The 25,411-nt window shown below is 41.5% G+C and carries 18 protein-coding genes and 5 pseudogenes; 14 read left to right on the top strand and 9 right to left on the bottom strand.

What is annotated here, in order from left to right; genetic code table 11:
• The first annotated feature begins 496 nt into the window (after positions 1–496).
• The 3 genes from ANSO36C_RS18305 (at position 497) to ANSO36C_RS18315 (ending at position 4,516) form a co-directional block, all read left to right on the top strand.
• Positions 497–1,567, top strand: coding sequence for an LOG family protein (locus ANSO36C_RS18305; protein WP_251955699.1), 1,071 nt, complete (start codon positions 497–499; stop codon positions 1,565–1,567).
• A 150-nt stretch (positions 1,568–1,717) separates the two neighbouring features.
• Positions 1,718–3,040: a D-alanyl-D-alanine carboxypeptidase gene (locus ANSO36C_RS18310; protein WP_251955700.1), complete on the top strand. Its 1,323-nt coding sequence runs from the start codon at positions 1,718–1,720 to the stop codon at positions 3,038–3,040.
• Positions 3,041–3,304: 264 nt separating this feature from the next.
• Positions 3,305–4,516 carry an HhoA/HhoB/HtrA family serine endopeptidase gene (locus ANSO36C_RS18315; protein ID WP_251955701.1) on the top strand — a complete coding sequence of 404 codons (1,212 nt, stop codon included), beginning with the start codon at positions 3,305–3,307 and terminating at the stop codon, positions 4,514–4,516.
• Between the two features lie 78 nt (positions 4,517–4,594).
• On the opposite strand, the pseudogene ANSO36C_RS18320 reads toward ANSO36C_RS18315, so the two are convergent.
• From ANSO36C_RS18320 to ANSO36C_RS18345, 6 genes and pseudogenes are all read right to left on the bottom strand, one after another.
• Positions 4,595–5,498: pseudogene (locus tag ANSO36C_RS18320) on the bottom strand (MBL fold metallo-hydrolase).
• A gap of 11 nt (positions 5,499–5,509) precedes the next feature.
• Entirely contained in the window at positions 5,510–5,893 is a 384-nt protein-coding gene (gene panD, locus ANSO36C_RS18325; protein ID WP_251955702.1) for an aspartate 1-decarboxylase, read from the bottom strand.
• Positions 5,894–6,019: 126 nt separating this feature from the next.
• A complete protein-coding gene (locus tag ANSO36C_RS18330; RefSeq protein ID WP_190940619.1) occupies positions 6,020–6,532 on the bottom strand; it encodes an inorganic diphosphatase in 513 nt (170 codons plus the stop codon).
• A 355-nt stretch (positions 6,533–6,887) separates the two neighbouring features.
• Complete coding sequence (locus ANSO36C_RS18335; RefSeq protein WP_190940600.1) at positions 6,888–7,073, bottom strand: hypothetical protein; 186 nt, start codon at positions 7,071–7,073, stop codon at positions 6,888–6,890.
• A gap of 1,025 nt (positions 7,074–8,098) precedes the next feature.
• A pseudogene (locus tag ANSO36C_RS18340) lies at positions 8,099–9,066 on the bottom strand (DUF362 domain-containing protein).
• 246 nt (positions 9,067–9,312) lie between these two features.
• Positions 9,313–10,749, bottom strand: a complete 1,437-nt coding sequence (locus ANSO36C_RS18345) for an aspartate ammonia-lyase (protein WP_251955703.1) — start codon at positions 10,747–10,749, stop codon at positions 9,313–9,315.
• A 192-nt stretch (positions 10,750–10,941) separates the two neighbouring features.
• Between ANSO36C_RS18345 and pgsA the strand changes: the two genes are divergently transcribed.
• Positions 10,942–11,469 carry a CDP-diacylglycerol--glycerol-3-phosphate 3-phosphatidyltransferase gene (gene pgsA, locus ANSO36C_RS18350; protein WP_251955704.1) on the top strand — a complete coding sequence of 176 codons (528 nt, stop codon included), beginning with the start codon at positions 10,942–10,944 and terminating at the stop codon, positions 11,467–11,469.
• 193 nt (positions 11,470–11,662) lie between these two features.
• Positions 11,663–11,878, top strand: a complete 216-nt coding sequence (locus tag ANSO36C_RS18355) for a hypothetical protein (protein WP_251955705.1) — start codon at positions 11,663–11,665, stop codon at positions 11,876–11,878.
• Between the two features lie 78 nt (positions 11,879–11,956).
• On the opposite strand, the gene ANSO36C_RS18360 is transcribed toward ANSO36C_RS18355, so the two are convergent.
• On the bottom strand, positions 11,957–12,841 hold the full coding sequence (locus ANSO36C_RS18360) for an SMP-30/gluconolactonase/LRE family protein (RefSeq protein ID WP_251955706.1): 885 nt from the start codon (positions 12,839–12,841) through the stop codon (positions 11,957–11,959).
• Positions 12,842–13,064: 223 nt separating this feature from the next.
• Between ANSO36C_RS18360 and ANSO36C_RS18365 the strand changes: the two genes are divergently transcribed.
• Complete coding sequence (locus ANSO36C_RS18365) at positions 13,065–13,799, top strand: Uma2 family endonuclease (protein ID WP_251955707.1); 735 nt, start codon at positions 13,065–13,067, stop codon at positions 13,797–13,799.
• A 65-nt stretch (positions 13,800–13,864) separates the two neighbouring features.
• On the opposite strand, the pseudogene ANSO36C_RS18370 reads toward ANSO36C_RS18365, so the two are convergent.
• Positions 13,865–14,805 (bottom strand): annotated as a pseudogene (locus ANSO36C_RS18370) (NAD-dependent epimerase/dehydratase family protein).
• A 294-nt stretch (positions 14,806–15,099) separates the two neighbouring features.
• Between ANSO36C_RS18370 and ANSO36C_RS18375 the strand changes: the two are divergent.
• The 8 genes and pseudogenes from ANSO36C_RS18375 (at position 15,100) to ANSO36C_RS18410 (ending at position 24,118) form a co-directional block, all read left to right on the top strand.
• Positions 15,100–16,242, top strand: coding sequence for a glycosyltransferase (locus ANSO36C_RS18375; RefSeq protein ID WP_251955708.1), 1,143 nt, complete (start codon positions 15,100–15,102; stop codon positions 16,240–16,242).
• A 111-nt stretch (positions 16,243–16,353) separates the two neighbouring features.
• Positions 16,354–17,109 (top strand): sugar transferase, encoded by a 756-nt coding sequence (locus tag ANSO36C_RS18380; RefSeq protein WP_251960365.1) that lies wholly within the window; start codon positions 16,354–16,356, stop codon positions 17,107–17,109.
• 511 nt (positions 17,110–17,620) lie between these two features.
• Positions 17,621–18,702 (top strand): annotated as a pseudogene (gmd, locus tag ANSO36C_RS18385) (GDP-mannose 4,6-dehydratase).
• Positions 18,703–18,725: 23 nt separating this feature from the next.
• Positions 18,726–19,670 (top strand): GDP-L-fucose synthase family protein, encoded by a 945-nt coding sequence (locus tag ANSO36C_RS18390; protein ID WP_251955709.1) that lies wholly within the window; start codon positions 18,726–18,728, stop codon positions 19,668–19,670.
• Between the two features lie 74 nt (positions 19,671–19,744).
• Positions 19,745–20,320 carry a 5-formyltetrahydrofolate cyclo-ligase gene (locus ANSO36C_RS18395; RefSeq protein ID WP_251955710.1) on the top strand — a complete coding sequence of 192 codons (576 nt, stop codon included), beginning with the start codon at positions 19,745–19,747 and terminating at the stop codon, positions 20,318–20,320.
• A gap of 186 nt (positions 20,321–20,506) precedes the next feature.
• Positions 20,507–21,400, top strand: a complete 894-nt coding sequence (locus ANSO36C_RS18400) for a catalase family protein (protein ID WP_251960366.1) — start codon at positions 20,507–20,509, stop codon at positions 21,398–21,400.
• Positions 21,401–22,151: 751 nt separating this feature from the next.
• Positions 22,152–23,104, top strand: a pseudogene (locus tag ANSO36C_RS18405) (ISAs1 family transposase).
• A 177-nt stretch (positions 23,105–23,281) separates the two neighbouring features.
• Entirely contained in the window at positions 23,282–24,118 is an 837-nt protein-coding gene (locus ANSO36C_RS18410) for a carbohydrate ABC transporter permease (RefSeq protein ID WP_251955711.1), read from the top strand.
• A gap of 22 nt (positions 24,119–24,140) precedes the next feature.
• Here the strand turns inward: ANSO36C_RS18410 and ANSO36C_RS18415 are convergent, their stop codons facing one another.
• Positions 24,141–24,794, bottom strand: coding sequence for a sugar transferase (locus ANSO36C_RS18415; protein WP_251955712.1), 654 nt, complete (start codon positions 24,792–24,794; stop codon positions 24,141–24,143).
• Positions 24,795–25,411 lie beyond the last annotated feature (617 nt).

Consider the following 25,411-nt stretch of genomic DNA (forward strand, 5'->3'; position numbering starts at 1 on the left):
GAGAGGTTCGTCGAACTCACAGAAAACACGAACTTCCGAGAATATTTGTAGGTTGGGTTGAACGAAGTGAAACCCAACAAACCCCGCAAAATGTTGGGTTTCGTTCCTCAACCCAACCTACACATTTTTATTTTTTGGGTTTAACCGAACCGTATTAGAGGAGGGACAGACTTGAACTAAAACTCAAGGCAGAGAGAGGTTCGTCGAGCTCACGCAAAACACGAACTTCCGAGTTCCGAACACGAACTTCCAAGTTCCGAACACGAACTTCCGAGTTCCGAACACCAACTTCCGAGTTCCGAACACGAACTTCCGAGTTCCGAACACCAACTTCCGAGTTCCAATCTCAAAAGATGGGCATCTGAGCTTGAGCAGTGATGAATACTACCTCAAAGCCCGCTCTGAGTATGCTAACTGTACATCACAAGCCGATATCTTGCTTGCTAGAGTGTGAGTAGTTCACGTAAAATATAGTGCCATTGTTGCAGCAGTTCTCATGACCTCATCTGCGTCGTTTGACACATTAGAGTCTTTACAGGCGGATATCGCTGAATTGATCGTTCGTTTACCGACATTAAAAAATCGGCAATTTATTCAGCAAGCACTTGCTACTATTATTCGTCTAGCTGATACCGAAATTGAGCGTCTCGATTGGAAAATATTGTCGGCTGCCTTAGCAGATATGGAACGCGGTTTCCAGCTTTTTTATGATTACCGACACGTTCGCAAAGTCACCATCTTCGGTTCTGCTCGTCTAGCGCCAGATACACCAGATTACCAAATGGCCCTTGAGTTTGGTCGTGCTATTTCTCAATTAGGATTTATGGTCATGACTGGCGGTGGTGGTGGAATCATGCAGGCGGGTCATGAAGGTGCTGGGCGAGAAAATTCTTTTGGATTAAACATTCAGTTACCCTTTGAACAAGAAGCAAACCCCTTTATAGAAGGTGATCCCAAGCTAATTAACTTCAAATATTTCTTTACCCGCAAGTTGTTTCTCCTCAAAGAAAGTGATGCTGTAGCTTTGTTTCCTGGAGGCTTTGGGACTCAAGATGAAGCTTTTGAATGTATGACATTAAGCCAGACTGGTAAATTTGGCCCACTACCTCTAGTTTTAATTGACCACCCTGGTGGTGATTACTGGCGCTCTTGGAGCGAATATATTGATAAGCAATTAGTGCAAAATGGTCTTGTCAGTCCTGAAGATCCCAACCTTTATACGGTGACAGATAACTTGGATGTGGCTTGTGATGCCATTACTAGTTTTTACCAGGTTTATCACTCCAGCCGCTATGTAAGCAATAAGTTAGTCATCCGCCTGAAGACAGATATATCAGACGCGCTTGTAGAGCAACTCAATGCAGATTTTAGCGACATCCTGATTCAAGGAAGAATTGAAAAAAGTCAGGCATTAGCTCAAGAATCCCAAGATGAAACTTTTGGACTACCCCGTCTCACTTTGTACTTCAATCAACGCGACTTGGGGCGCTTGTATCAAATGATTGCCACAATTAACCAGAATGGTACTCCTTCACCAGAGGATGTAGCGCATCCAGAAAGAAAGTAAGTATCTTGCATAAGTCGGGAAAAGGGGAAAGAAAAAACCTTTAACCTTTAACCTTTTCCCCAATTATTATGGCTCAATACTGATTGTTGTAAAAAAACTTGTATATTGGCACAGTAAACAACATCTCAAATCCCAACAGAGGAATAAAAAATGCTGGAATTATTGGGTTCAGGTTTGGTGTCACTTTGGCTGGAAATGGCTGGGGTACAAATCAAGCCTCTAGATGCCTTAGATGCTCTAACTTGGCAAAGTAGTCCTGGCTTAGTTCTTGCCCCTGATCCAAATCCAACTGGGGCAACTACGGTGCAGGGATATCTAAAAAAGCTCATAACATCAAAGGTGGTGGGGCAAAATCTGGCTGAGAGTCAGGGGATTTGGATGCAGTCGGGGCCGATGCTGATGGCAAATCACCAAGGTACAACTCCGCTACCGGCTGCTTCTTTAACCAAAATTGCAACTTCATTAGTTGCCTTGAAAACTTGGGGGCCAGATTACCAATTTGATACTTTGGTGAGTGCGACTGGCCCAGTGGTAAATGGAGTTGTACAGGGCGATTTGGTCGTTGCTGGCCGTGGCGATCCTTTGTTTGTTTGGGAAGAAGCGATCGCTCTCGGTAATACTCTCAATCAAATGGGCATTAAGCAAGTAAAGGGAAATTTGATCATTACTGGCAATTTTGCCATGAATTTCCAACGTCAGCCGATGCTGGCGGGTGTGATGCTCAAACAAACACTAAATCGTGCAACTTGGGGTCGCCCTGCGATTTATATACACTCAACCATGCCCAAGGGAACACCCAAGCCTCAAGTTGTAATTGCAGGCGGGGTGAAAGTTGAGGCGCAACCAAACCCTCAACAAGTTTTGTTAGTGCGTCATCGCTCATTGCCCTTGAAGCAACTAATCAAGGAGATGAACGTTTACAGTAACAACGATATGGCAGAGATGCTGGCAGATTCAGTCGGGGGAGCAGGTGTAGTCCAATCAACCGCCGCCAGCCTTGCTAGAGTGCCACAAGTAGAAATTCAGTTAATCAATGGTTCTGGACTGGGGCCGGAAAATCGCATTTCCCCCAGAGCCGCTTGTGCCATGTTGATGGCTATTCAAGGTGAGGCAGCCGCCCATCAACTGAATCTCGCTGACTTGTTCCCCATGTCTGGTTTTGATCACCGGGGGACACTGCACGCTAGACATATTCCTCTGGCTACTGTGATCAAAACTGGTACTCTCCGGGATGTCAGCGCTTTAGCGGGAGTAATGCCCACACGCGATCGCGGTTTGGTTTGGTTTGCTATTATCAACCGTGGGACAAATGTCTGGGGTTTGCGGACTGAACAAGACCAACTCTTACAAAGTGTTGTCAAACAATTACAACAACCTCCCACCGTTCCTGTTGCCCTCACTCCCCACTCGGCGGTAAACTCTTTACCCCAGCTAGGCGCAGCTAGTCGGAATGAAATCTTATACAAAAGTTAGTTCATCGATAGTCTACAGTTAGAACAGAGAGCGGACTAATCTTATGAGCAATCCAAAAGTTTTATTGATGGGTAAAAACCGAACTTGTAAAGGGTAAATGTCTATAATAGCTTTTGGGTTAAATTTTCTATTAAGTTGATTACAGGCAGTTCGTAAAATGCCCTAACCACAAGAGTGGAAACAGGCGAAACCTAGAATAAAAATAACTGTAAATAGATTTGTCACGACTAAGCAACAATTAGGCTTATAAATTAGGTTGTGATTATGCGATTTCCCAAATTATCTCGGTCTTTCCGTCAACTCGGTACTCATGTTTTAGCGATCGCGCTAGGAGTTCTGCTAACAGTTAGCACATTGCAGGTGTTACCTTCCCAAGCCGAACCAGCACCCACAGTAACTGCTGGAGATAGTTCAAACCTAATTGCCCAACGGCAATCTCCATCTGCTGCGATCGGTAGCACTAGCTTTGTCACAGCAGCAGTAAATCGTGTTGGTTCAGCAGTTGTCCGCATTGATACTGAGCGGACAATTACTCGTCGCGTCGATCCATTTATGGAAGACCCTTTTTTCCGCCGATTTTTTGGTGAAGGTTTCTCCCAACAGATTCCTTCTGAGCAGTTACGCGGTTTAGGCTCAGGTTTTATTCTTGACAAGAGTGGGTTAGTTCTGACTAATGCTCATGTCGTCGATAAGGCTGATAAAGTAACAGTCCGACTCAAAGATGGTCGTACCTTTGAAGGAAAAGTTCAAGGGATTGATGAAGTCACAGATTTAGCAGTAGTCAAAATTAATGCTGGTAACGATTTGCCAGTCGCGCCCTTGGGTTCTTCCAGTAATGTCCAAGTAGGAGACTGGGCGATCGCAGTTGGTAATCCTTTAGGGTTTGATAATACCGTTACCTTGGGAATTGTCAGCACCCTCAAACGTTCTAGCGCTCAAGTCGGCATTAGTGACAAACGCTTAGACTTCATTCAGACAGATGCCGCCATTAACCCAGGAAACTCTGGCGGGCCACTATTAAATGGTCAAGGTGAAGTGATTGGGATTAATACAGCAATTCGCCCTGATGCAATGGGTATTGGGTTTGCCATTCCCATCGATAAAGCCAAAGCGATCGCTGCACAACTTCAACGTGATGGCAAAGTTGCTCACCCCTATCTAGGTGTGCAAATGCTAACTTTGACACCCGATCTTGCCAAGCAAAATAACACTGATCCCAACTCTCCGATTCAGATACCAGAAATTAATGGTGTTTTTGTCATGCGAGTTGTCCCCAACTCTCCAGCAGCATCTGCGGGTATCCGGCGCGGGGATGTAATTCTTCAAGTTGATGGTAAACCTATTACCAGTGCTGAACAATTGCAGAATGTTGTCGAAGACAGTCGTCTTGGTCAAGTATTACAGGTGAAAGTGCAACGAGGTAATCAGACACAGCAGTTTTCAATCCGCACAGCTGAGTTGCAAAATGCTTCGTAGGGGACAATATAGCCGATTTTAATTGTGTGGCACAGCATTGCTGTGCCATTACTGCGTGTTATATCAAATATGTCTAAATTACTTAGCAACATTTAATACTAAACCTTCATGAGCTAGTATCGCTTGAGGAAAAGCAGATTTAATATCAACTTGAACCTGGTCAAGAAAATCATCATGATCATCTGGGTGATGATGAGAAATGGCTAGCCGTTTAACTCCAGCATTCAGAGCCGCATTCACCCCAGCTTGCCAAAGCAAATCAGCAGAGTCATGGTTGTGAGAAGTAGGAGGAGTGTAAGTTGCATTAGCAATCAGCAAATCAACGCCTTTGATGAACTGTAAAATCTGCTCTCGCTCCACTTGATCGGCATTCTGATGCAAATCCGTGACATAAGCAACACTATACTCTTGCCAAGTCACTCGGTAGCCAACTGACCGCTGAGTTTGATTAATTAATGCAGTTGTAATGGTGACATCATCTAGCTTTACGTCATTGTCTGGAGCCAGATTATAAAACTGCAACTCCGACTGCATTACCTGTAAAGGGTAAGGAAAGTGGGGCTGGAGCATCTGGTCATACAGACACTGTTTTGATTGATGCTCCATTTGAGGCAGCTGTGCCATAAATATGAAAGCAATTTTCCCCAATAAATGCGGGAGCAAAAAAGGGAAAACCTTGGATTCTGTTTGATTGGCAGTTGGTAAAAAATAAATGGGCTTGTATTGGCTGTTGCAGTTCTTGCCAAGTTTTACCTAATATACGTAAGCCAGTACCGCCATCAAAAATCAAGCGTTTCCCAGCTACCTGCATTTCTAGACAAGCGGTATTACCACCATAACGATTGGTGTTGCTACTTGGGGTGGGAATCAAACCTCTTACACCCCAAAATTGCACAAGAAATTTATCTGCTGGACTATTTGGCAGGGTAGCTGATTTTTCAGGTATGTAGCTTTGGGAATCCGACAACTCAAAATTTGACATTTTCCTTGAAATTAGACCTTACTAAGCAGGTCATCGTAGCGCCGCACTTCCAATAACCTGTTTTTTTCGTCCACAATTACTACCGTCGGAGAGTAACTTTTTAACTCTTCTGGAGTAAACTGCCCGTAAGTCATTATAATCAAGCGATCGCCAATAATGCCTAGACGTGCCGCACCCCCATTTAGCTCAATTATTCCTGAATGGGCTGGAGCCGGGATCGCATAAGTAATAAAGCGCTGACCGTTGGCACTATTAACTACTTGCACTTGCTCATAAGGTAAGATACCAGCTTTGTCTAAAAGGATTTCATCAATGCTGATACTACCCACGTAGTTGATATTTGCCCCCGTGAGGGTGCAGTTATGAATTTTTGCCAAAAGGAGAGTACGCTGCATTCTGGTTCGGGGTTGGTGGCAGATTTTAAAATCCGTAAGAAGCAAAAGTTAGAAGTTAGGAGGGAGGAGTAAGAAATAAAAATTCATAACTCTTAACTCCTAACTCTTAACTCTTTAACTACTCTATTATCCTCTATAAGCTTTGACGGATTTTTCAACTAAAGCTGCAACCTTGTCTACATCTTGCCAACCGAGAATTTCAGTTACCTTTTTTTCCAAATTTTTATAACTACGGAAAAATTCGGCAATTTCATCTAAGCGGTGTGGCGCTATGTCATTCAGGGATTTGACCTGAGTGTAGCGCGGATCTTTGTCAGGAACACAAAGGATTTTTTCATCGCGATCGCCACCGTCAATCATCTCCAAAAAGCCAATCGGTCGTGCGGCAATCACACAGCCTGGAAAGGTTGGCTCGTCAATTATGACCATACCATCTAGGGGATCGCCATCATCAGCCAAAGTATTTGGTACAAAGCCGTAATCATAAGGATATTTTACCGAGGAATAAAGTACTCGGTCTAGAGCAAAAGCTTCTAGTTCCTTGTCGTATTCGTATTTATTTTTACTTCCACCAACAATTTCAACCAGAACGTTGATTAGACCGGGTTTCGGTTGGGCTGGAATACGAGATAAGTCCACAAAAAACTCCTCTGATAACTCAATTATGGGGGCACTCAGTCAGCTTTGCTCCCCGTGTAGAATTTTAGGGCAATATGACTCTCTTCCCAAGGTATTAGCAAAAAATAGAAAAAGCGTTGCAAGCTTCCTCGCAACGCTTTTTCCAAGAGGGTATTATGGATATCCTCCGCCCTTAATTACTGTTATGGGGATTTTTCACCCTTATTGTGTCAAGACAAGTTAAATCTGGAGTCACACAACACAGATTCAGCTTATTCCTGATAAACTCGATCCAAAATCTCTAGAGATTGCATCAAAATCAGTTTTCTCGTTTCTTACAGCTCTCCTATTAGGGAGATGCTACTAGAAAGCTTTATCAATCTTTACTTCCTTGTAGGTTTTGGATCAGGGGTTGCTGGTTATTTTCAACATTAGCTGAAGAATAATGGGCGATGACAAATACAGGTAGAATGAGAGTTAACAGAGCGATCGCAGTTCCCACAATATCTGCCAAACGTTGGGAATATGTGTCGGCATTGGCAGACTGGCTATTTGAATTCATACAAAATTGAAGTTTTTTCGTAACACTGTATAGGTCTACTCTCTGAATGAGAGTGTTGATGCTATTTTAGCTATTTTTAAACTGTAGAATGTGTATCATTCCACAAGCTAAACCAGTTGTGCAACTGTCAGAAGAGCGTTTTTATACATGAAATTATTAATACCAAGCTACAAGTAAACAAATCATGTTTTATTTTGTGATTAATATTTTCAGATGTTTCCCTGTATGGTGTAACGGCTCCAGTAGGTAAAGCCAACTTTAACAGCATCATAAATTACATTTTTTCGCTGCTTAAAAATTAATTAGCAAAATGTACTTGTTCGATACTTCATGATTATATCATTCTGTAAAGCCTTTGATAAGGTTATTTTACTATAATTGCTAATTTGTGATACAGGACACAAAACCGCAATTGCACTGAATATCTACCAGTGCTTTTATTGTTATACGGTAGTTATACACACAAATATTTGATGATCCAGAATAAATGGCTAGTAATGATTTTTGTAACCAATCATAACTACCGAATAAATACAGATACAGTAACTGTGTTGTACAGCATGAATTCAGTGATAACACTAAACAAATATTTAAGAATTGGAATTTTCAAATCTGTTCAATATCACAGTAATTTTGTCAATCTATATATAGATAGAGTAAAAAATGTTTTAGAGAATGGTGTGTATGTGTAGAGTGTTATCGCCAGACTTTGCTCACATTTGAATCAAATACCCAATCTCAATTTTCAAATTCTAAATCCGTATAATTTTTTGGATCAATCCAGATAAAATACAAAAAATTGTATCCTACATAACAAATTAATTAACTAAAAAAACCGCCACTAACTATCATAGGGCGGTCTTGTTAAGCAATCGGAGGGTAATTACAGATTACTCTGCTAATAAATGAAATTGCTGTAACGAAGTTTGCATTAAATTGGGGATTGGGAATTGAGGATTGGGCATGCTTACTCTCCTTGTCGCACTCATCTCTCTCACTCCCTACAGACGTGATTAATCGCGTCTTTACTTTCCATAAACACTCATTGGTTCCTTGATAAATCGGGTGTAAAGATGTTTAAACGTAGACTTAATGACGCGGGGCATACCAAAATCAATGGGCATTAACTTGTCTGGTAGTCGCCAATCTTCTATTCTTAATAAGTCAGGATTTAAATGCGGAAACTCTATGTCAGCAAGTTCTGGACAAACCCCTAGCCTTTGGGAAGCTGCAACTGTAGGAACTTGTTCAGGAGGAACATTGAGGATTTCTACCATTGCCCGATCTAACGCAAATATATCTGATGCGGCTGCTAAAATTCCCAGTTGGCGAGGTTCACCATTACTAGGGCCATTTCCTTCATGACCGATGATGCCATCTAATATGGTTAAGTTAGGGTTAATAGCCCTAGCAGTTTCTACTAACATTTCACCAAATCTATTCGCATCTTTTCCGGCTTCCATGTGCCACCAAGCTTTCATTTTGCCGGGGACGCAACCAAATAAGTTTTTTACGCCCAGTGTTAATGTTAGCTGCATGTGTGATTTTACTTTCGGTAGGTTAATCACTACGTCTGCTTCCATTGCTTCTTTTGACAGTCGCAGATGGTTAAAATTGTCGCTAATGGTTTGGTAACGCTGACCCTGAAAATCGATGATGGGAAGATTCAGTTCTTCTAAAATAGGCAGATAGCCATTTGCCACTGCTACGCCTTTGGCACTACCAAAAGCAGGACTATCGCCCAAAAATGGCTTACCGCCAACCTCAATTACCATCTGGGCAACTTCGTAAACTAGTTCGGCACGGGTGATACACTCTTTACCAGGACGCGAGCCTGTAAGTAGATTAGGTTTGAGTAAAACGCGATCGCCTTTTTTACAAACGCTGCCATTCCTCCAAAAGGTTCCAGCAGTGTGACTAAAGATTCTCGTAAAGCCTCTTGTTCGTAGGATGTAGCCCGAATGAGACTGACAGATGATTTTTGAGTCTGCATGGATAATAAATTACCAGTAATGAAGATATTCTTTTATCTTCCTATTTATACCAATTCTCTAAAATCTCGCGTACTAGCTTAACCTCTGCCGTAACCACAAAGCCAAAAACGAACCGCAGAGAACGCAGAGTCATGAGAGGTTTTTTGATCAGTTAATCGTTCCTTTTTATTTTTCTCTCTGTGTACTCTGTGCCTCTGTGGTAGCCTGCGGCAAGCCGCTTTGCGTCTACGTTAAAAAAATTGACACTAATCGATCTGCTTTGATTCTCGACTCAGAGGTAAGATACCACTCATCTGTTCTAGATTTAACACTGTGGCTAATTCTGCCTCATTCATCAATCCGCGTTCTAAGACAATTTGCCGTAAAGATTTACCAGTTTCTAAAGATTCTTTGGCGACATCTGCGGCATTTAAATAACCGATGTGGGTATTTAACGCGGTTACTAAGGCTAAACTACCTTCTGCATAAGCTAAACAACGTTCCTGGTTTGCTGTGATTCCTTCAATACAGCGTTCTGTAAGGACAGCGATGGTATTACCGAGAATTTCGATGCTGTGAATCAGGTTATAGGCGATTAGCGGCATCATCACATTTAATTCTAATTGTCCGGCTTGGGCGGCTAATGCGATCGCACTGTCGTAGCCCATCACCTGAAAACACACCATTGATGTCATCTCTGCCATAACTGGGTTATATTTTCCTGGCATAATCGAGGAACCGGGTTGCACTGGGGGGAGTTGAATTTCTTTCAAGCCTGTTTTTGGCCCCGAATCCATCAGCCGCAAATCATGAGATATTTTGACTAAATCCTGAGCCAAGTTGCGTAAAGCACCGGAAACATTTACAAATGGCGCCATACTTTGCATGGCTGCCATGAGATGGGGCGCAGGTTCTAAAGGAGTATCAATCAATTCTGAGAGAACTTCTACTACACGGGCGCGATATAGAGGATGAGTATTTAACCCGGTTCCGGCTGCACTACCTCCCAAACCCAACACCATCAAATCTCCAGAGGCGGTGTAAATCCGGTTTTGGTGTTCTGTAAGAATGTGCGCCCAAGCCCGAAAATTCTCACCCAAACGCACGGGGACGGCATCTTGTAAGTGGGTTCTGCCAGATTTGACGATATCTTGAAATTCTACCGCTTTGTTTTCTAAGGATGCGATCGCACCATCTATTGCTGGGTGTAATGTCTTGGATAATGCCAATAATCCACCAATCCGAATTGCAGTAGGAATCACATCATTGGTAGACTGTCCATAATTAACGTGATCGTTAGGACTAACGCGTTTATAATTCCCCTTTTCTTCACCCAGAATTTCTAAGGCGCGATTTGCCAGAACTTCGTTGATATTCATGTGGTGGGATGTTCCAGCACCTGCCTGATAAACATCCACAACAAATTGATCCCGGAACTTCCCAGCCAGGATTTCATCAGTTGCTTGCACAATCGCCTGACTAATATCTTGAGGAATGCAATCTAGTTCTCCATTCACAATTGCTGTAGCTTTTTTGATTATTAATCCAGCATCTACGTAAGTAGGTAAAGGCTTGATGCCGCTAATGGGAAAGTTTTCGATTGCTCGTAGCGTTTGGATACCGTAATAAACGCTACTAGCAATTTGGCGATCGCCCATCGAATCGCGTTCGATGCGGAATTGGTTGTCTGTGTGTTCAGTCATAGTATTGTTTTAAGAGAGCTACAGAAAACAGATTTTCCCACGCAGGCACACTCAGATACACTAATCTGCATAGATTTTGCATATTTGCCTCGCTGCTTGTTGCTTTACAGTCGTTAATTTTGAAGTTTGATTTATGAATTACGAATTACAAATTACGTTAGCGAAGCGGGGCGAAGCCCATTACGAATTATTATGACTATACCCAACTGGATTACCTTCTCTCGCCTATTGGGGATACCATTTCTGCTTTATGGTTTATATAATCCCACACCTCAAGCTCAGTGGATATGTTTGTCGATTTTTCTCGTTGCTGCATTGACTGATTGGTTAGACGGCTATTTGGCGCGAAAACTCAACCAAATTAGTGAATTGGGTAAATTTCTCGATCCTTTAGTGGATAAACTTTTGGTACTTGCGCCGTTGCTGGTTTTTATTGAATTAGGAAAAGTGCCAGCTTGGGGAGTGTTTTTGATTTTAGCGCGGGAATTAGCGATCGCTGGTTGGCGGGTAAATCAAACGACAATTACTGGGGCGAATATTTGGGGTAAACTCAAAACTGTTAGTCAAATAGTTGCGATCGCACTTCTGATTGCACCACTACCTGAAGTATGGCAAAGTCCCTCTCTGATTGCCTTTTGGATTTCTGTTGCCTTGACTTTAATTTCTGGGGGTATTTATCTTTTGCCGCAAAAAGTTAGCACTAATGAAACGGCAATATAGTATCGTAACTAGGAAAAATACACCTTTAAGTTCAAGGAGAAATCAAATAACCTGCATTGTATCGATATTTTTTTATTTGGAAGTCCTTTAGAACTCGGAAGTTGAGCCTCTGAACTCGGAAGTTGAGCCTCTGAACTCGAAAGTTGAGCCTCTGAACTCGGAAGTTGAGCCTCTGAACTCGAAAGTTGAGCCTTTGAACTCGGAAGTTGAGCCTCTGAACTCGGAAGTTGAGCCTCTGAACTCGGAAGTTGAGCCTTTGAACTCGAAAGTTGAGCCTCTGAACTCGGAAGTTGCACCTTTGAACTCGGAAGTTGAGCCTCTGAACTCGGAAGTTGAGCCTCTGAACTCGGAAGTTGCACTTTTGAACCCGGAACTTCAAGATCAAAAGTTCAAAACTCGGAATTTTTAGAATTCACAAACAAATAAAGAGTCGAGTTGAACAAATATGAGAAGTAATTTAGCGCCTCACTTTGACACAGCTACTACTTTATTTCTCAAAATCATAGCTAGGTAATCCGCTAACATCAGTTTGGAGAGCAAACAAATCACCTGAATAGAAACTTTTTTCTATCTCCCCTTGGCTAAGTCCAACTGAAGCAGTAGTAATGTAGAGTGTTTGTAAATCTTCGCCGCCAAAAGTGCAACTAGTTGGCACTTGCACAGGTAATTTTATCCGCAATATCTCTTCACCCTTGGGGTTGAAACGAATCACACACCATCCATCCCACATCGCTGACCAAATATTTCCTTGACTATCTATCGTCAACCCATCTGGATAGAAAGATTCATGAGTTAAATCAACAAAAATCCGGCGATTAGTAATGCTACCTGTTACTGAATTAAAGTCGTAAGCATATATTTTTTGTTGAGGAGAATCACTCAAATAAAACGTTTTTTGATCGGGACTCCACCCCAAACCATTAGAGATAGTCAATCCCGTTTCCATGATCTGCAATGAACCATCAGCATCATAACGATAGAGACTAGCCTGGGGTTTTTCTAAAGAACACATTGAGCCAATCCAAAAGCGGCCTTGGGGGTCACATTTGCCATCATTAAAACGGTTATCTGGCAGATTTGCTTCAATTTCTAAAATGGGAGTAACTTCACCTGTCTGGGTGTTGAGGAATGCCAGATGATGACGCAGTGCCATAATTAATCTATCTTTACCTGCTGTTGCGATCGCACCTACTACATCTCCCACATCAAAAAACAAGTCTTTCCCCGTAGCCGGATTGAACTGATGTACACGATGGTTGTGAATATCAATCCAGTACAGTAAGTTTTGGGTAGAATCCCAGATGGGGCTTTCACCCAAGCGGGCACGAGACTCTAGAACATTGTAAAGTGGATATTGCAAAACCTGGCTCATTTTATCAATCAACAATAGTATTTACAGAAACTAGTTTCAGTAGCCTTCAGGCAATTCTAAAAAACGTTTGCCTGACTAATAAAGAAAATTTTCATTCCTGTTTCAGTAAAGACTAAAGATGCAATTTATCGCGTCTTCCCCAGGTAGAAGAAAATATTTTTAATTTTGACTCAACCTTTACTGCGATCCGTTAACTTAAAATTAGTCGGTCAGGATTCGCCTTATGTATCAAACAGACCCGCCTCTCTCTCCCAAAGAAACCCTGCCAACCATGTATGATCTTCCCAGTGAATACCCGGAGGACTCTGGTTTGCCTGACGAATTTCACCTTTTTCAGCCCCAACTTCTGCGCGAAACCTTCTGTCCACCTAACTATCCAGCAGAGGAAGTATTTGTTGCCAATGACTTAAACCTTTACTATGACCTCCGGCATACACTATGGTACAAACGCCCAGACTGGTTTGCTGCTGTGGGAGTTTCGCGTCTCTACGAACAGCAAAACTTGCGTCTGAGTTATGTTATCTGGCAAGAAGGGGTTGCTCCTTTTGTAGTGGTAGAATTGCTTTCTCCTGGCACTGAAAAAGAAGACTTAGGACAAACTCTGCGGGAGATTAACCAACCACCGACCAAATGGGAAGTTTATGAGCGGATTTTGCGAGTTCCTTACTACATTGTTTTTGACCGCTACACTGACAAACTCCAAGTATTTCAATTAGTTGCAGATAGTTACAGCGAATTGGACTTGAGTACTTCACGGGCGTGGATGCCGGGTTTAGAACTGGGCTTAGGACTTTGGCAAGGTTCTTACCAAGGAATTGAGCGATTGTGGCTACGTTGGTATGATGCATCTGGGAATTGGCTTCCCACGCCGCTAGAAAAACTAGAACGAGAAAGTCAACGTGCTAACAGATTAGCAGCACAACTGCGAGAGTTAGGCGTTAACCCTGATGATTTATGAAAATGCGATCGCATCAAGTCAACTTAAGTGAAACGGGCGAGTCTTATTCGCCCAGCCTGATGCACTCACAACGCTTGTAAAATCTCCTCATCTACAGAAAAATCAACATCAGCTTTATCTTTTGCATTAGCCAAATAGTCATTTTCCAGAGAATCTTGTAACCCAGAAATCAAATCATATTCAGGATGCCAATTTAATTCTGTTTGCGCTCTATTCACCGAAGCAAAGAAATGCTGTACCCGCATCGGAAAAGCTTTGCGTTTGCCGAAATCAAACTTTTTCGGGTCGTAGTGGACGATTTTTACAGCATCGGGCGATTTGCCAGCAGCTACAGCACTAGCACGGGCTAAACCATCAAAAGTGACAAAGCGATCGCCAGAGATATTATAAATCTGTTTTATGGCTTGTTCATTACCCAAAATCTTAGTCATTGCTTGTGCTAAGTCTTTTACATGACCTAGCTGAGTGATATGCAAGCCATTTCCGGGGATAGGAATGGGGCGATCGCGCACAATTCTGTCAAAAAACCAGCCCTCCAACTCATTATAATTACGAGGCCCGTAAATATAAGTAGGACGAATAGAGGTAAAGGGTAATCCCAATTGAGTCAAATAAGCTTCTGTTTCATGTTTACCTTTATGACGACTTTTGGGATCTACTGGATCGCCTTCTACATGAGGCAATTGGTCAGATTTGAGATACACTCCCGCAGAACTCATGTACACAAAATGTTGCACTCGGTCTTGAAAAATCTCTGCTAGTGGTTGAGTATCAGTAAGTTCCCGCCCGTTATTGTCAAAAATGACATCAAAGTTTTCTTGTGATAACTTTGCTTTTAATTGAGTAGCATCTGTGCGATCGCCTATAATTTGTCCTACTCCCTGTAAAGAAGGTGCAGGTCGATTCCCACGATTGAACAGCACCACCTCGTGTCCTTGTTCCACTAGTAGCTGAGTCAAATACACACCAATGAACCGAGTACCACCTCTATAATCAGAATTCGCATAAATTCACCCTTTTTATATCAGTTGTCGGCAAGGGAGTAGGGGGTTCGGGAGTAGGTAATAAAGCAGGGGAGGCAGGGGAAGAATAACTACTATTGGTATTCCCCATTCCCCACTCCCCATTCTCCACTCCCCACTTTGAGATTATCAGGTTGCAGCATCCATCTGGAACCTCAGAGGAAAAGATTCGTCCTATGTGCTAATCTGGGCGCTTACCGTAAATTAATCACAAAGGGAAACTTTTCAGTTAACGTCATCAAGTTGGTCTTTGTATTTTCCATTTATTCAAGTTATCTGTGCCCTTGAAATATGCTCTGGTTCATGAGTGGCTGACACCCAAAGCCACCGGTGGTTCAGAACTCGTTGTCCGAGAAATTTTGAATCACATTGATGCTGATTTGTATGCTCTCATCGATTTTGAATCCAGCAATCCTGAAAGTTATTTATACAAACGTCAGATTGGCAAGACGTTTCTCCAAAACTTTCCTTATGCCCGGAACGGTGTACAAAAATACTTGCCTTTGTGGCCCTTGGCAATTGAACAACTTGATTTGCGGCATTATGATGTAATTCTGTCTTCATCCCACGCTGTTGCCAAAGGAATCCTTACCACTCCCGAACAGATGCATATTTGCTACTGTCATAGCCCTATGCGCTATGCCTGGGACTTAACCTTTGATTATCTGCGCTACAGCAAACTAGGTAGTGGCGTACCTGGGTGGGTAACGCGATATTTATTACATCGTTTGCGCCAGTGGGATGTATTGAGTGCCAATCGTGTTGATTACTTCATTGCCAACTCGCAGTATACAGCTCGGCGGATTTGGCGTTGCTATCGACGAGAAGCTACAGTCATTTATCCACCAGTGAATATTGCGGAATTTCCGTTTCTCTCTGAAAAAGAGGATTTTTACCTGACAGTTTCCCGGTTAGTGAGTTATAAGCAAATATCGTTGATTGTCAAGGCTTTTAATCAACTAAAACGACCATTAGTAGTCATTGGTACAGGAGATGAAATGAACAAGATTAGGGAGATGGCAAACTCCAATATTCAAATACTGGGTGGCAACCCGATAATGTGGTTAAAAAATATATGTCTAGGGTTAAGGTGTTTGTATATGCAGCTTGTGAAGATTTTGGTATTGTCCTTAGTAGAAGCACAGGCTTGCGGTACGCCAGTAATTGCTTATGGTGCAGGGGGTGCTTTAGAAAGTGTGCGAGATATCCGCTCTTGTGTGGATACAGGGACAGGTATATTTTTCAAAACACAAACAGAGACGGCTTTAGTGGAGGCAGTAGAAAAGTTTGAAGTTTATCAAGGTTCCTTCAGTTCCGAGTATATGCGATCGCACGCCGAGCAGTTCTCACCGCAAATTTTTGCCGATCGTTATTTAGATTTTGTAAACAAATGCAACGAAAAAAGACCATTTTTGCAATGATGGTCTTAATTAACGTCTTATTTTTTTAGGCTTTTGGCAATTTTCACCAGAAGCACCTCATTTTGGCTTTAATATTGGGACTATGTGTGGTGTGGATTATAAAGGAGTATGATGACTGCCCAGAGCTCACTCCTCTCCGGCAAGCGAGGCGTTAGGCAAGACACTAGCTCGTCTACGCGTTTCTTAAAACGCGGTCAAAAAACAAAGACGCCAAAAGTTAAGCCCAAAGGTTCATCTTTTCAGGGTTTAAACGGAGAGTTTGCCAAACGACTGTTCGATATAGTGTTTTCGCTGTCGGTATTAATTTTGTTCTTCCCCATCTACTTAATTTTGACCTTGCTGATTGCCTTTAGCTCAGAAGGGCCAATTTTTTATATCCAGGAACGGGTAGGGAAAAATTACAAAGCGTTTAATTGTATTAAATTCCGAACAATGGTAAGCAATGCAGACGAAATCCTCATGCAAATGATGGAAACATCGCCCGAATTGCGACAAGAATTTGAGAGCAGTTTTAAGCTGAAACAAGACCCCCGGATTACCAAAATTGGTCGATTTTTGCGAATTACTAGCTTAGACGAATTTCCCCAGTTCTGGAACGTTTTAAAAGGGGACATGAGTGTAGTCGGCCCCCGACCCTTGGTAACAGAAGAACTGCCAAAATATGGTTATCACATTGATGAGATTTTAACAATCCGTCCAGGAATTACTGGTTTGTGGCAGGTATCTGGGCGTAATGACATTCCCTACCCTCGACGAGTCCAAATAGACCTGCATTATGTCAAATTTAGGAATTTCTGGCTTGATTTATGGATAATTTTGAAAACTGTTGATGTGGTCATTTTGCCCAAAAACAACGGGGCATACTGAGTAAATTACTTAGGGTCGATTCTGTGGGGCAGTTAATGCCCCTAAGTACTAATTGTTACCTTAAGACTAGAGTATTGCTCATCTTTGATTTGCATAATTATCTATAATTTGTTTGTGCTTTGTTCTTTTCTACTTAACTCAGGCTTTTCTGGGTATGTCTCTGTGCTTCCTTCTGCCCTGATTTGGATTGTTGCCAGAAGTCTAATACAAAATACCTATTTTATTAAGTCTTTATAAAATCAATAAATTTTTAACAAAAAAACAAAGTATACAAAAATAATCTTGATCTATTCTGGTAAAAAAATGAATATACATAATTAAGAAATCTTGAGCTATTTCAGTTTATACTTACGTGCTAAATTATTTTTTATTACGTATATTTATTTACGGAAAAAGTCTTATAACAGCAAGAACTCGTAGGTTTCCCATTAGGCAATTCAGCAATTAGTTGCTAGGTTGTATCAGATTGCCTGTAACTTTTTAATCAAGGAAAATAAGGTATATATTGAGCATGACGCAACAGAAGCGAGCTTTAATTACTGGTATTACCGGTCAAGATGGTTCATATTTAAGTGAGTTTTTGTTGGAACAAGGCTATGAGGTTCATGGCATCATTCGCCGGACTTCTACCTTCAACACAGACCGCATCGATCACATTTACGAAGACCCCCACAAAGAGGGAGTGCGGTTATTTCTTCACTACGGAGACTTGACGGATGGTACGACGTTGCGCCGCATTTTAGAAGAAGTTAAACCAGTAGAGATTTACAACCTCGGCGCTCAATCCCATGTCAGTAGTTAGCTTTGATTCACCAGAATATTACGGTGGATGCTGTAGGAATGGGTACATTGCGTCTGTTGGAAGCAATTCGAGACTACCAGCATCGTACCGGAATTCAGGTGCGATTTTACCAGGCGGGTTCTTCAGAAATGTACGGTTTAGTACAAGCAATACCTCAAAGTGAGACAACGCCCTTTTATCCCCGCAGCCCCTACGCCTGTGCGAAAGTTTATGCCCACTGGCAAACTGTAAATTATCGTGAGTCTTATGATTTGTTTGCTTGTAACGGTATACTTTTTAACCATGAGTCACCACGGCGGGGTGAAACCTTTGTAACCCGGAAAATTACTAGAGCCGTGGCTGGTATTGTTGCTGGTAAACAGAAAAAGATTTACATGGGTAATCTAGATTCCAAGCGAGATTGGGGCTATGCGAAGGATTACGTCAAAGCAATGTGGTTGATGTTGCAGAAAGATCAGCCAGACGATTACGTAATTGCTACTGGCGAAACCCACTCGGTACGGGAATTTTTGGAACTAGCATTTAATTATGTAAATCTCAATTGGCAAGATTATGTAGAGTTTGATGAGCGTTACCTCCGTCCATCGGAGGTAGATTTATTGATTGGCGATGCTACCAAAGCACGGCAGAATTTAGGTTGGACACCATCAGTGACCTTTGAAGAACTAGTTTCCCTAATGGTAGAAGCAGACTTACAAGCATTGGGTCAGACTTCACCCAATGGAAATGGTTCGCAATTTCCATTAGATATTGCAACTATTCGTCAAGAACTGGGCGCTTTGCACTTCTGATTTGCACCACAGAGGATAAAAATATGACCGCCTTAGAACTAAAAAATCAACGAATTCTCGTCACTGGTGGGTCGGGGTTTCTAGGTCGTCAGGTGATCGATCAACTGTGTATTGCAGGGGCTGATCGTGAGAAGATTACAATAGTGCGATCGCGCGATTGTGATTTGCGTGTTTGGGAAAATAGCCAACGTGCAGTTGACCAGCAAGACATCATTATTCACCTAGCAGCTCATGTCGGTGGTATCGGTCTGAACCGCGAAAAACCCGCTGAGTTGTTTTATGATAACTTGATCATGGGAACCCAGCTAATTCACGCTGCTTACCAAGCTGGAGTAGAAAAATTTGTTTGTGTTGGCACAATCTGCGCCTATCCTAAATTTACCCCAGTGCCATTCAAAGAAGATGACCTTTGGAATGGCTACCCCGAGGAAACCAACGCCCCTTACGGAATTGCAAAAAAAGCGCTTTTAGTTCAATTGCAATCTTACCGCCAGCAGTACGGTTTTAATGGGATTTACCTACTCCCAGTAAATTTATATGGCCCAGAAGATAATTTTGACCCTGGAAGTTCCCACGTTATTCCGGCATTAGTTCGCAAAGTTCACGAGGCCCAAATTAAAGCAGAAAAGCAACTGCAAGTTTGGGGTGATGGCAGTCCTACCCGTGAGTTTCTGTATTCAGAAGATGCAGCGAGGGGGATTGTTATGGGGACTCAATTCTATAATGAATCGGAACCAGTTAACTTGGGAACGGGTTATGAAATCTCCATTCTTGATTTAGTAACTCTTATCTGCGAATTAATGGAGTTTAAGGGTGAAATCGTGTGGCAAACTGACAAGCCTAATGGTCAACCCCGCCGTTGTTTAGATACTGAACGCGCCAAGCTTGCCTTTAATTTTACGGCTCAGGTGAGCTTTGAAGAAGGGCTAAAAAATACCATTGAGTGGTATCGTCAACACGCGGCATAACTATAGTATTGGTGAATGTAGAGTTATATAAGCTGGGCGATGCCCAGCTTATTTTTTTGGCGATATAAATTTTTATGGACAAAGTTAATCATCAATTAAATAAAGCAGAACTGCGCCGCACTTTACTCAAAACACGTCAATCAATGTCCGTTGGAGAATGGAGAGAAAAAAGCGATCGCATTAGCTATCATTTACAAAAATCTACTTTGTTTACCCAAGCAAAAACAATACTCGCTTATTTCAGCTTTCGCCAAGAACCCGATCTCAGTCCCCTATTTGCCAACACCAAATACCGTTGGGGATTTCCTCGCTGCGTTGATAAATCCTTATGTTGGCATATTTGGACACCTGATGATTCTGTTCAAAGCGGCGCTTATGGCATTGCTGAACCACACCCTGACGCTCCAATCTTAGATGCTGCGAAAGTAGATTTGATTCTTGTCCCCAGTGTAGCTTGCGACCATCAAGGATATCGTTTGGGTTATGGCGGCGGATATTATGATCGCTTGCTCAGTTTACCGCAGTGGCAGACAAAGCCGACTATCGGAATTGTCTTTGATTTTGCCTATTTCTCCCAAATACCGATTGAACCTTGGGATAAACCATTACAACATATTTGTACGGAAACCGGATTGACTCAAAAAGGTTGAAGGATTCAGGATAATGAAGACATCTCATCAAATGTTTTATGACTAACCCAACGTCATCTACCACTGAGCAAGAAGCAAGTAATCGACGATATTATCGCAACGAGCCTCCAAGCTCAACAAAAAAATGGCCCAGACCTCCGCCAAATTCATAGCAAAAGTCATGGACTCCTTTGGGGAGAGTTTATTATTGAACCCAATCTTCGTGAAGACCTGAAAGTAGGTTTGTTCAAAACGCCCCAAACCTATCCTGCGTGGATTCGTTTCTCTAGTGGTGGTTCACCTCAAAAGCGTGGGAAATTCCACTCCGATAGCCAACCTGATGTTCGTGGTATCGCCATCAAGGTGATGAATGTGGAAGGGCAAAAAGCCCTTGATGATGAAGAAAAAACTCAAGATTTTATACTTAACAATTATCCGATTTTCTTGACTAAAGACGTTCGTGATTATGTCGATCTTTCTCAAGCAGGTAGTGGAAAACTTAGCCCAGAACGGCTAGAAGAACTTGGTTACGCCTTTGCTATCTTGCAAAAAATTGGCAGCCACAAGGTAGGAAATCCACTTTTGATTCAATATTGGAGTATGGCTCCCTTTAAGTTTGGCGTTAGCGAAGCGGTAGCGACGTTAGGAGCGTCTCGCATTGTAAAATTGTCTGTCAAATCTCAACAGCCTGAACAACCACCGGAAACACTTCCAGAATCAGAAAATTACCTTCGAGAAACGCTGGTAAAATATCTGACTGAAGAAGGTCGAGAAGCGTCTTTTGACTTCCTAATTCAGTTTTATGTAGATGATGAAAAAACGCCAATTGAAGACCATGTTAAAGAATGGCAAGAAGCAGATTCACCATTTATTAACGTTGCAACTGTCCGCATTCCTAGTCAGAAGTTTGATTTTGAAGAACGCAAACGTTTAGATGAGGGTTCGCTATTTTCTCCTTGGCATACACTCCTAGAGCATGAGCCTGTTGGAAGTGTGAATCTCTCTCGTAAGAGGCTTTACAGCGAACTTGCAAAGTATCGACGAGAACAAATTGCCCAACGCTTGCGGGAACCACAACCTTATGTAGCGGTTGAAGATTAACTACTGTGAATTGGCTTAAAACTGCAAGATAAACTTTTGAAAGCTGTGTGTACAACATTGGGTTTTCTACCAATTAAATCTAATTAGTAAAAATTGAAATACCAAGATTACCGACTTTTAAAATAAGTCAGTAATCTTGGTTTAATGAATAAATAATTATATAACTGATGGCTGAGTACTCAAGTAATTGAATATCCGCTAAGTCAAATTGTAGGTTTACAAATAGAATAAGGTGATGGTGAAGATGTTGAGAAGGCAGGAGGCAGAAGGCAGAAGGGAAACCCCATAAATAAATTTAGGGGATTCAATAGGGACGTAGTATTTCTTGCGCTGCGCGTTTCGAAATACATATTTTTTCTTTTTTTCATAAATAAATTTAGGGGCTTTAAACCCTTTTAGCAGAGGGCAAAAATTATATTTTCTTCCTCCTGTCTTCTGCCTTCTGCCCTCTGCCTTTCTTCGGTAAAGTTTATCGCTTTAATCTAAAATTAGCATCAGGCAATAATCCAGGGCTATTTCATTCTAAACATAAAGGCTGTATGGTACAATGCAGCACTAAAAATGAAATACATCTAGTACCGTGAGCCAACCAGCAATAATTGAAGCTTTTCTTGAGCTTCAAGACCCCCGCCGCCGAGCTGGGCAACGTCATACGTTGCCATTGTGCCTAGCATTATTTACCCTTGCGTAGGCGCAGCCCGCCGTAGGCATCGCAGCGGGGAATAAAGGATTTTTAGCAATCGGAGATTGGATTGCAAGCTACCAAGAAGAATTGATAGAACTATTAAAACCTGCGAAAAATAGATTACCCTCGTATAGCACCTTACGTCGTGCCTTGTTACAGGTTAATTACGAGGAATATGGAGCGTGTCTTGCTAAGTTCTTTAATATACAACCAGTCTGCGGAGAAACCATAGGGTTAGATGGCAAAGTCATCAAAGGTTCGTATCAAATCGAAGAAGATAATCCAAATTCCGATTCTCATCCGGCAATAATGTTAGTTAGCACCTATATTGTCGAGCGTGGTTTGATTTTAGAGCCGTGGGAAGTAGATGCTAAAACCAATGAAATTAAAGCTCTACCAATTTTGATTCAAAAATTAGCTCTTCAAGGGGTAGTTTTCGCTTTTGATGCGATTAATACCCAAAAAAAACTTGTGAATTGATAATCGAAACTGGTAATGATTACATTGCTGCTCTTAAAGGCAACCAACCAACTCTGTTTAAAGATGTTAAAACAAATTTTATACCAGACTCTACTGTTTCACTAATTAATAAAGGTCATGGTCGAATCGAAAAACGTAGAGTTAGTATTTGTCAGTCGCCAAATGATATTACATTCTGGCCTGGTCTGAAAACTATCATCCGAGTCCAATCAGAACGTCAGACTATCAGGCACAATCATATTGAAGTCCAAAATGAAACACGTTATTACATATCTTCCTTAAGTACGACAGCCCAAGAGTTTAGCGAGCGCATCCGGGGATATTGGGGTGTTGAAAATAAAGTTCATTATGTTCGAGATGTAACTCAAGGAGAAGACGCTTCTAGAATTCGTACTAAACCTTTACCCCAGATTTTTGCTATCGCTCGTAATTTCACTCTGAATTTATATCGAAGTCAAATGTTTGAAAATATGGCACAAGCTCAACGATTATGTTCATTTGGGTTAGACACACTTAAGCAATTTTTTAGAATGAAATAGCCCTGGGCAATAATCTACCTCTAAATGAATGTTATAGAAGTTTTAGCTATGAAGAAAGGCAGCTACTTACCAAGAGTATTGAGACATTTATTAATTCAGGTTGACCTATTAAATAATGGATTAAAAAATCTCTTAGTCAAAAATTAATATTTACAAAAATCGGAATTTATTAATCAAATGCTGAACTGTAAAAAATCACGATCGCAGGTTTTACTAATGTATGTGCTGTTGGGAGCGATCGCACTGTTGATGCTCTTTCCCTTACTATGGCTAATTAGTACAGCCTTGAAGTCACCGACGGAAAACATTTTTCAGACGCCGCCACAGTTGTTACCCAGTCAACCAACATTAAATAACTTCTTTAGTGTGTGGAACTCTCTACCTTTTGGACAATACCTGTATAACAGTACTTTGGTATCAGTGCTGACTGTGGCTTTAAATCTACTGTTTTGCGCCTTGGCTGCCTATCCGTTGGCAAGATTGTCCTTTGTGGGGCGAGACGGGATTTTTGTAGCGATCGTCTCGACGATTATGATTCCCTTTCAAATCGTAATGATTCCTCTGTATATTTTGACAGTCCAGTTAGGTTTGAGAAACACTTATTTAGGGATGATTTTTCCGAGTTTAGCTTCTGCCTTTGGCATTTTTCTATTGCGCCAAGCTTTCATGAGTGTCCCCAAAGAAATAGAAGAAGCCGCCCGGATGGATGGCAGCTCAGAATTAGGATTATGGTGGCATATTATGTTACCAGCAGTTCGCCCAGCACTGGTAACTTTAGCTATTTTCGTATTCATTGGTGCTTGGAGTGACTTTTTGTGGCCTTTAATTGTCATCCAAGACGAAAATTTATACACTCTTCCGTTGGGAGTTGCCAAGTTAGCAGGGACATTTTCTCTTGACTGGCGGTTGGTAGCTGCTGGTTCAGTAATTGCGATCGCGCCAGTATTATTATTATTTCTATTTTTACAACGTTACATTGTACCCACTGAAACTGGTAGCGGCGTTAAAGGATAAAAATCTTTCTCTATGCCCCAATTTAATAAGCACCAGTCTTTTTGAATACCACCCAAATAGTTTTAATAATCAGAACCAAGTCATAAATTACAGACCACTTGCGTTGATAATCTATATCCATCTTGACAATAGTTTCAAAGTCTGTAATCGTTGAACGCCCATTAGCCTGCCATTCTCCAGTAATACCGGGTTTGACTCGCAATCTATCCCAGTGGTGTGGATCGTAATGACTGACTTCATCAGGAGTAGGAGGACGAGTACCAACTAAACTCATGTCTCCTAACAAAACATTCCAAAATTGAGGTAATTCGTCTAAGCTAGTACGCCGCAAAAATTTACCTACGGGAGTAATACGAGGATCGTCAACAGATTTAAAAATATGGCCTTTTGCTTGATTTTGAACCAAATGCTTGAGTTTATCAGCATCAACGATCATCGAGCGAAATTTCCACATCCGGAAAGTTTTTCCATTCAAACCACAGCGAATTTGAGAATAAAATATTGGATTTGGCTCATAAATAAAAGTAGCAATTGCTACGGGAATTGCTACTATAAATGTGATTATTAACCCCACAATAGCTCCCATAATGTCAATTAATCGTTTTCTGACGCTTAATGTTGAAGGGTGTGAAGGCTTTTGCGAAGAATTAACTGAATAAAGATAAAGATTACTCACGAGGGCTAACTTATTTTATTACAGGAATTTTTGCATCATCAGTAGTGTAGACATAGACATGATTTTACAAACGATTTATCGAACAGAATTCAGGAGTCAGGAGTCAGGAGTCAGAATTCAGAATGAATTCTGTACGACTGGCGGATAGCGCAGCGTATACCCTTCGGGATGCTTCGCTTAGAGCGAGTACTCGATAGCGTAGCGTTAGCGAGTATTCGAGCGTCGCGTCTGAATAATCGGGTTTAAGACCCCCACCAAATTGAAAATTTGGTGGTCTTCAATCAGTCGGGGATTCAGACCCGCGACTGATTGATTCTGACTCCTGAATTCTGACTTCTGAATTCTTCTTAAAACTGTTTTTGTTACTACTACCGATTGGTACTGTACATAAAATTGAAACACTAAAAAAATCAAAAATTTAAATTTTACAGAATCTTTAAATTACACTGATAAATTGTGAATCTACAGTATTTTTTCCATAAAATAAAAAATATACTACTATACGTAGATGTCCCAAAAATTACTTTAATAAAATATTAGTAGTACTTACAAAATTCCAAATGCTGACAACGTAAGCATTTGGAATTTTCAGTAGTATTCTTATTTCTAGCGTTATG

The organism is Nostoc cf. commune SO-36, from assembly GCF_023734775.1.
Lineage (GTDB): Bacteria > Cyanobacteriota > Cyanobacteriia > Cyanobacteriales > Nostocaceae > Nostoc > Nostoc commune_A.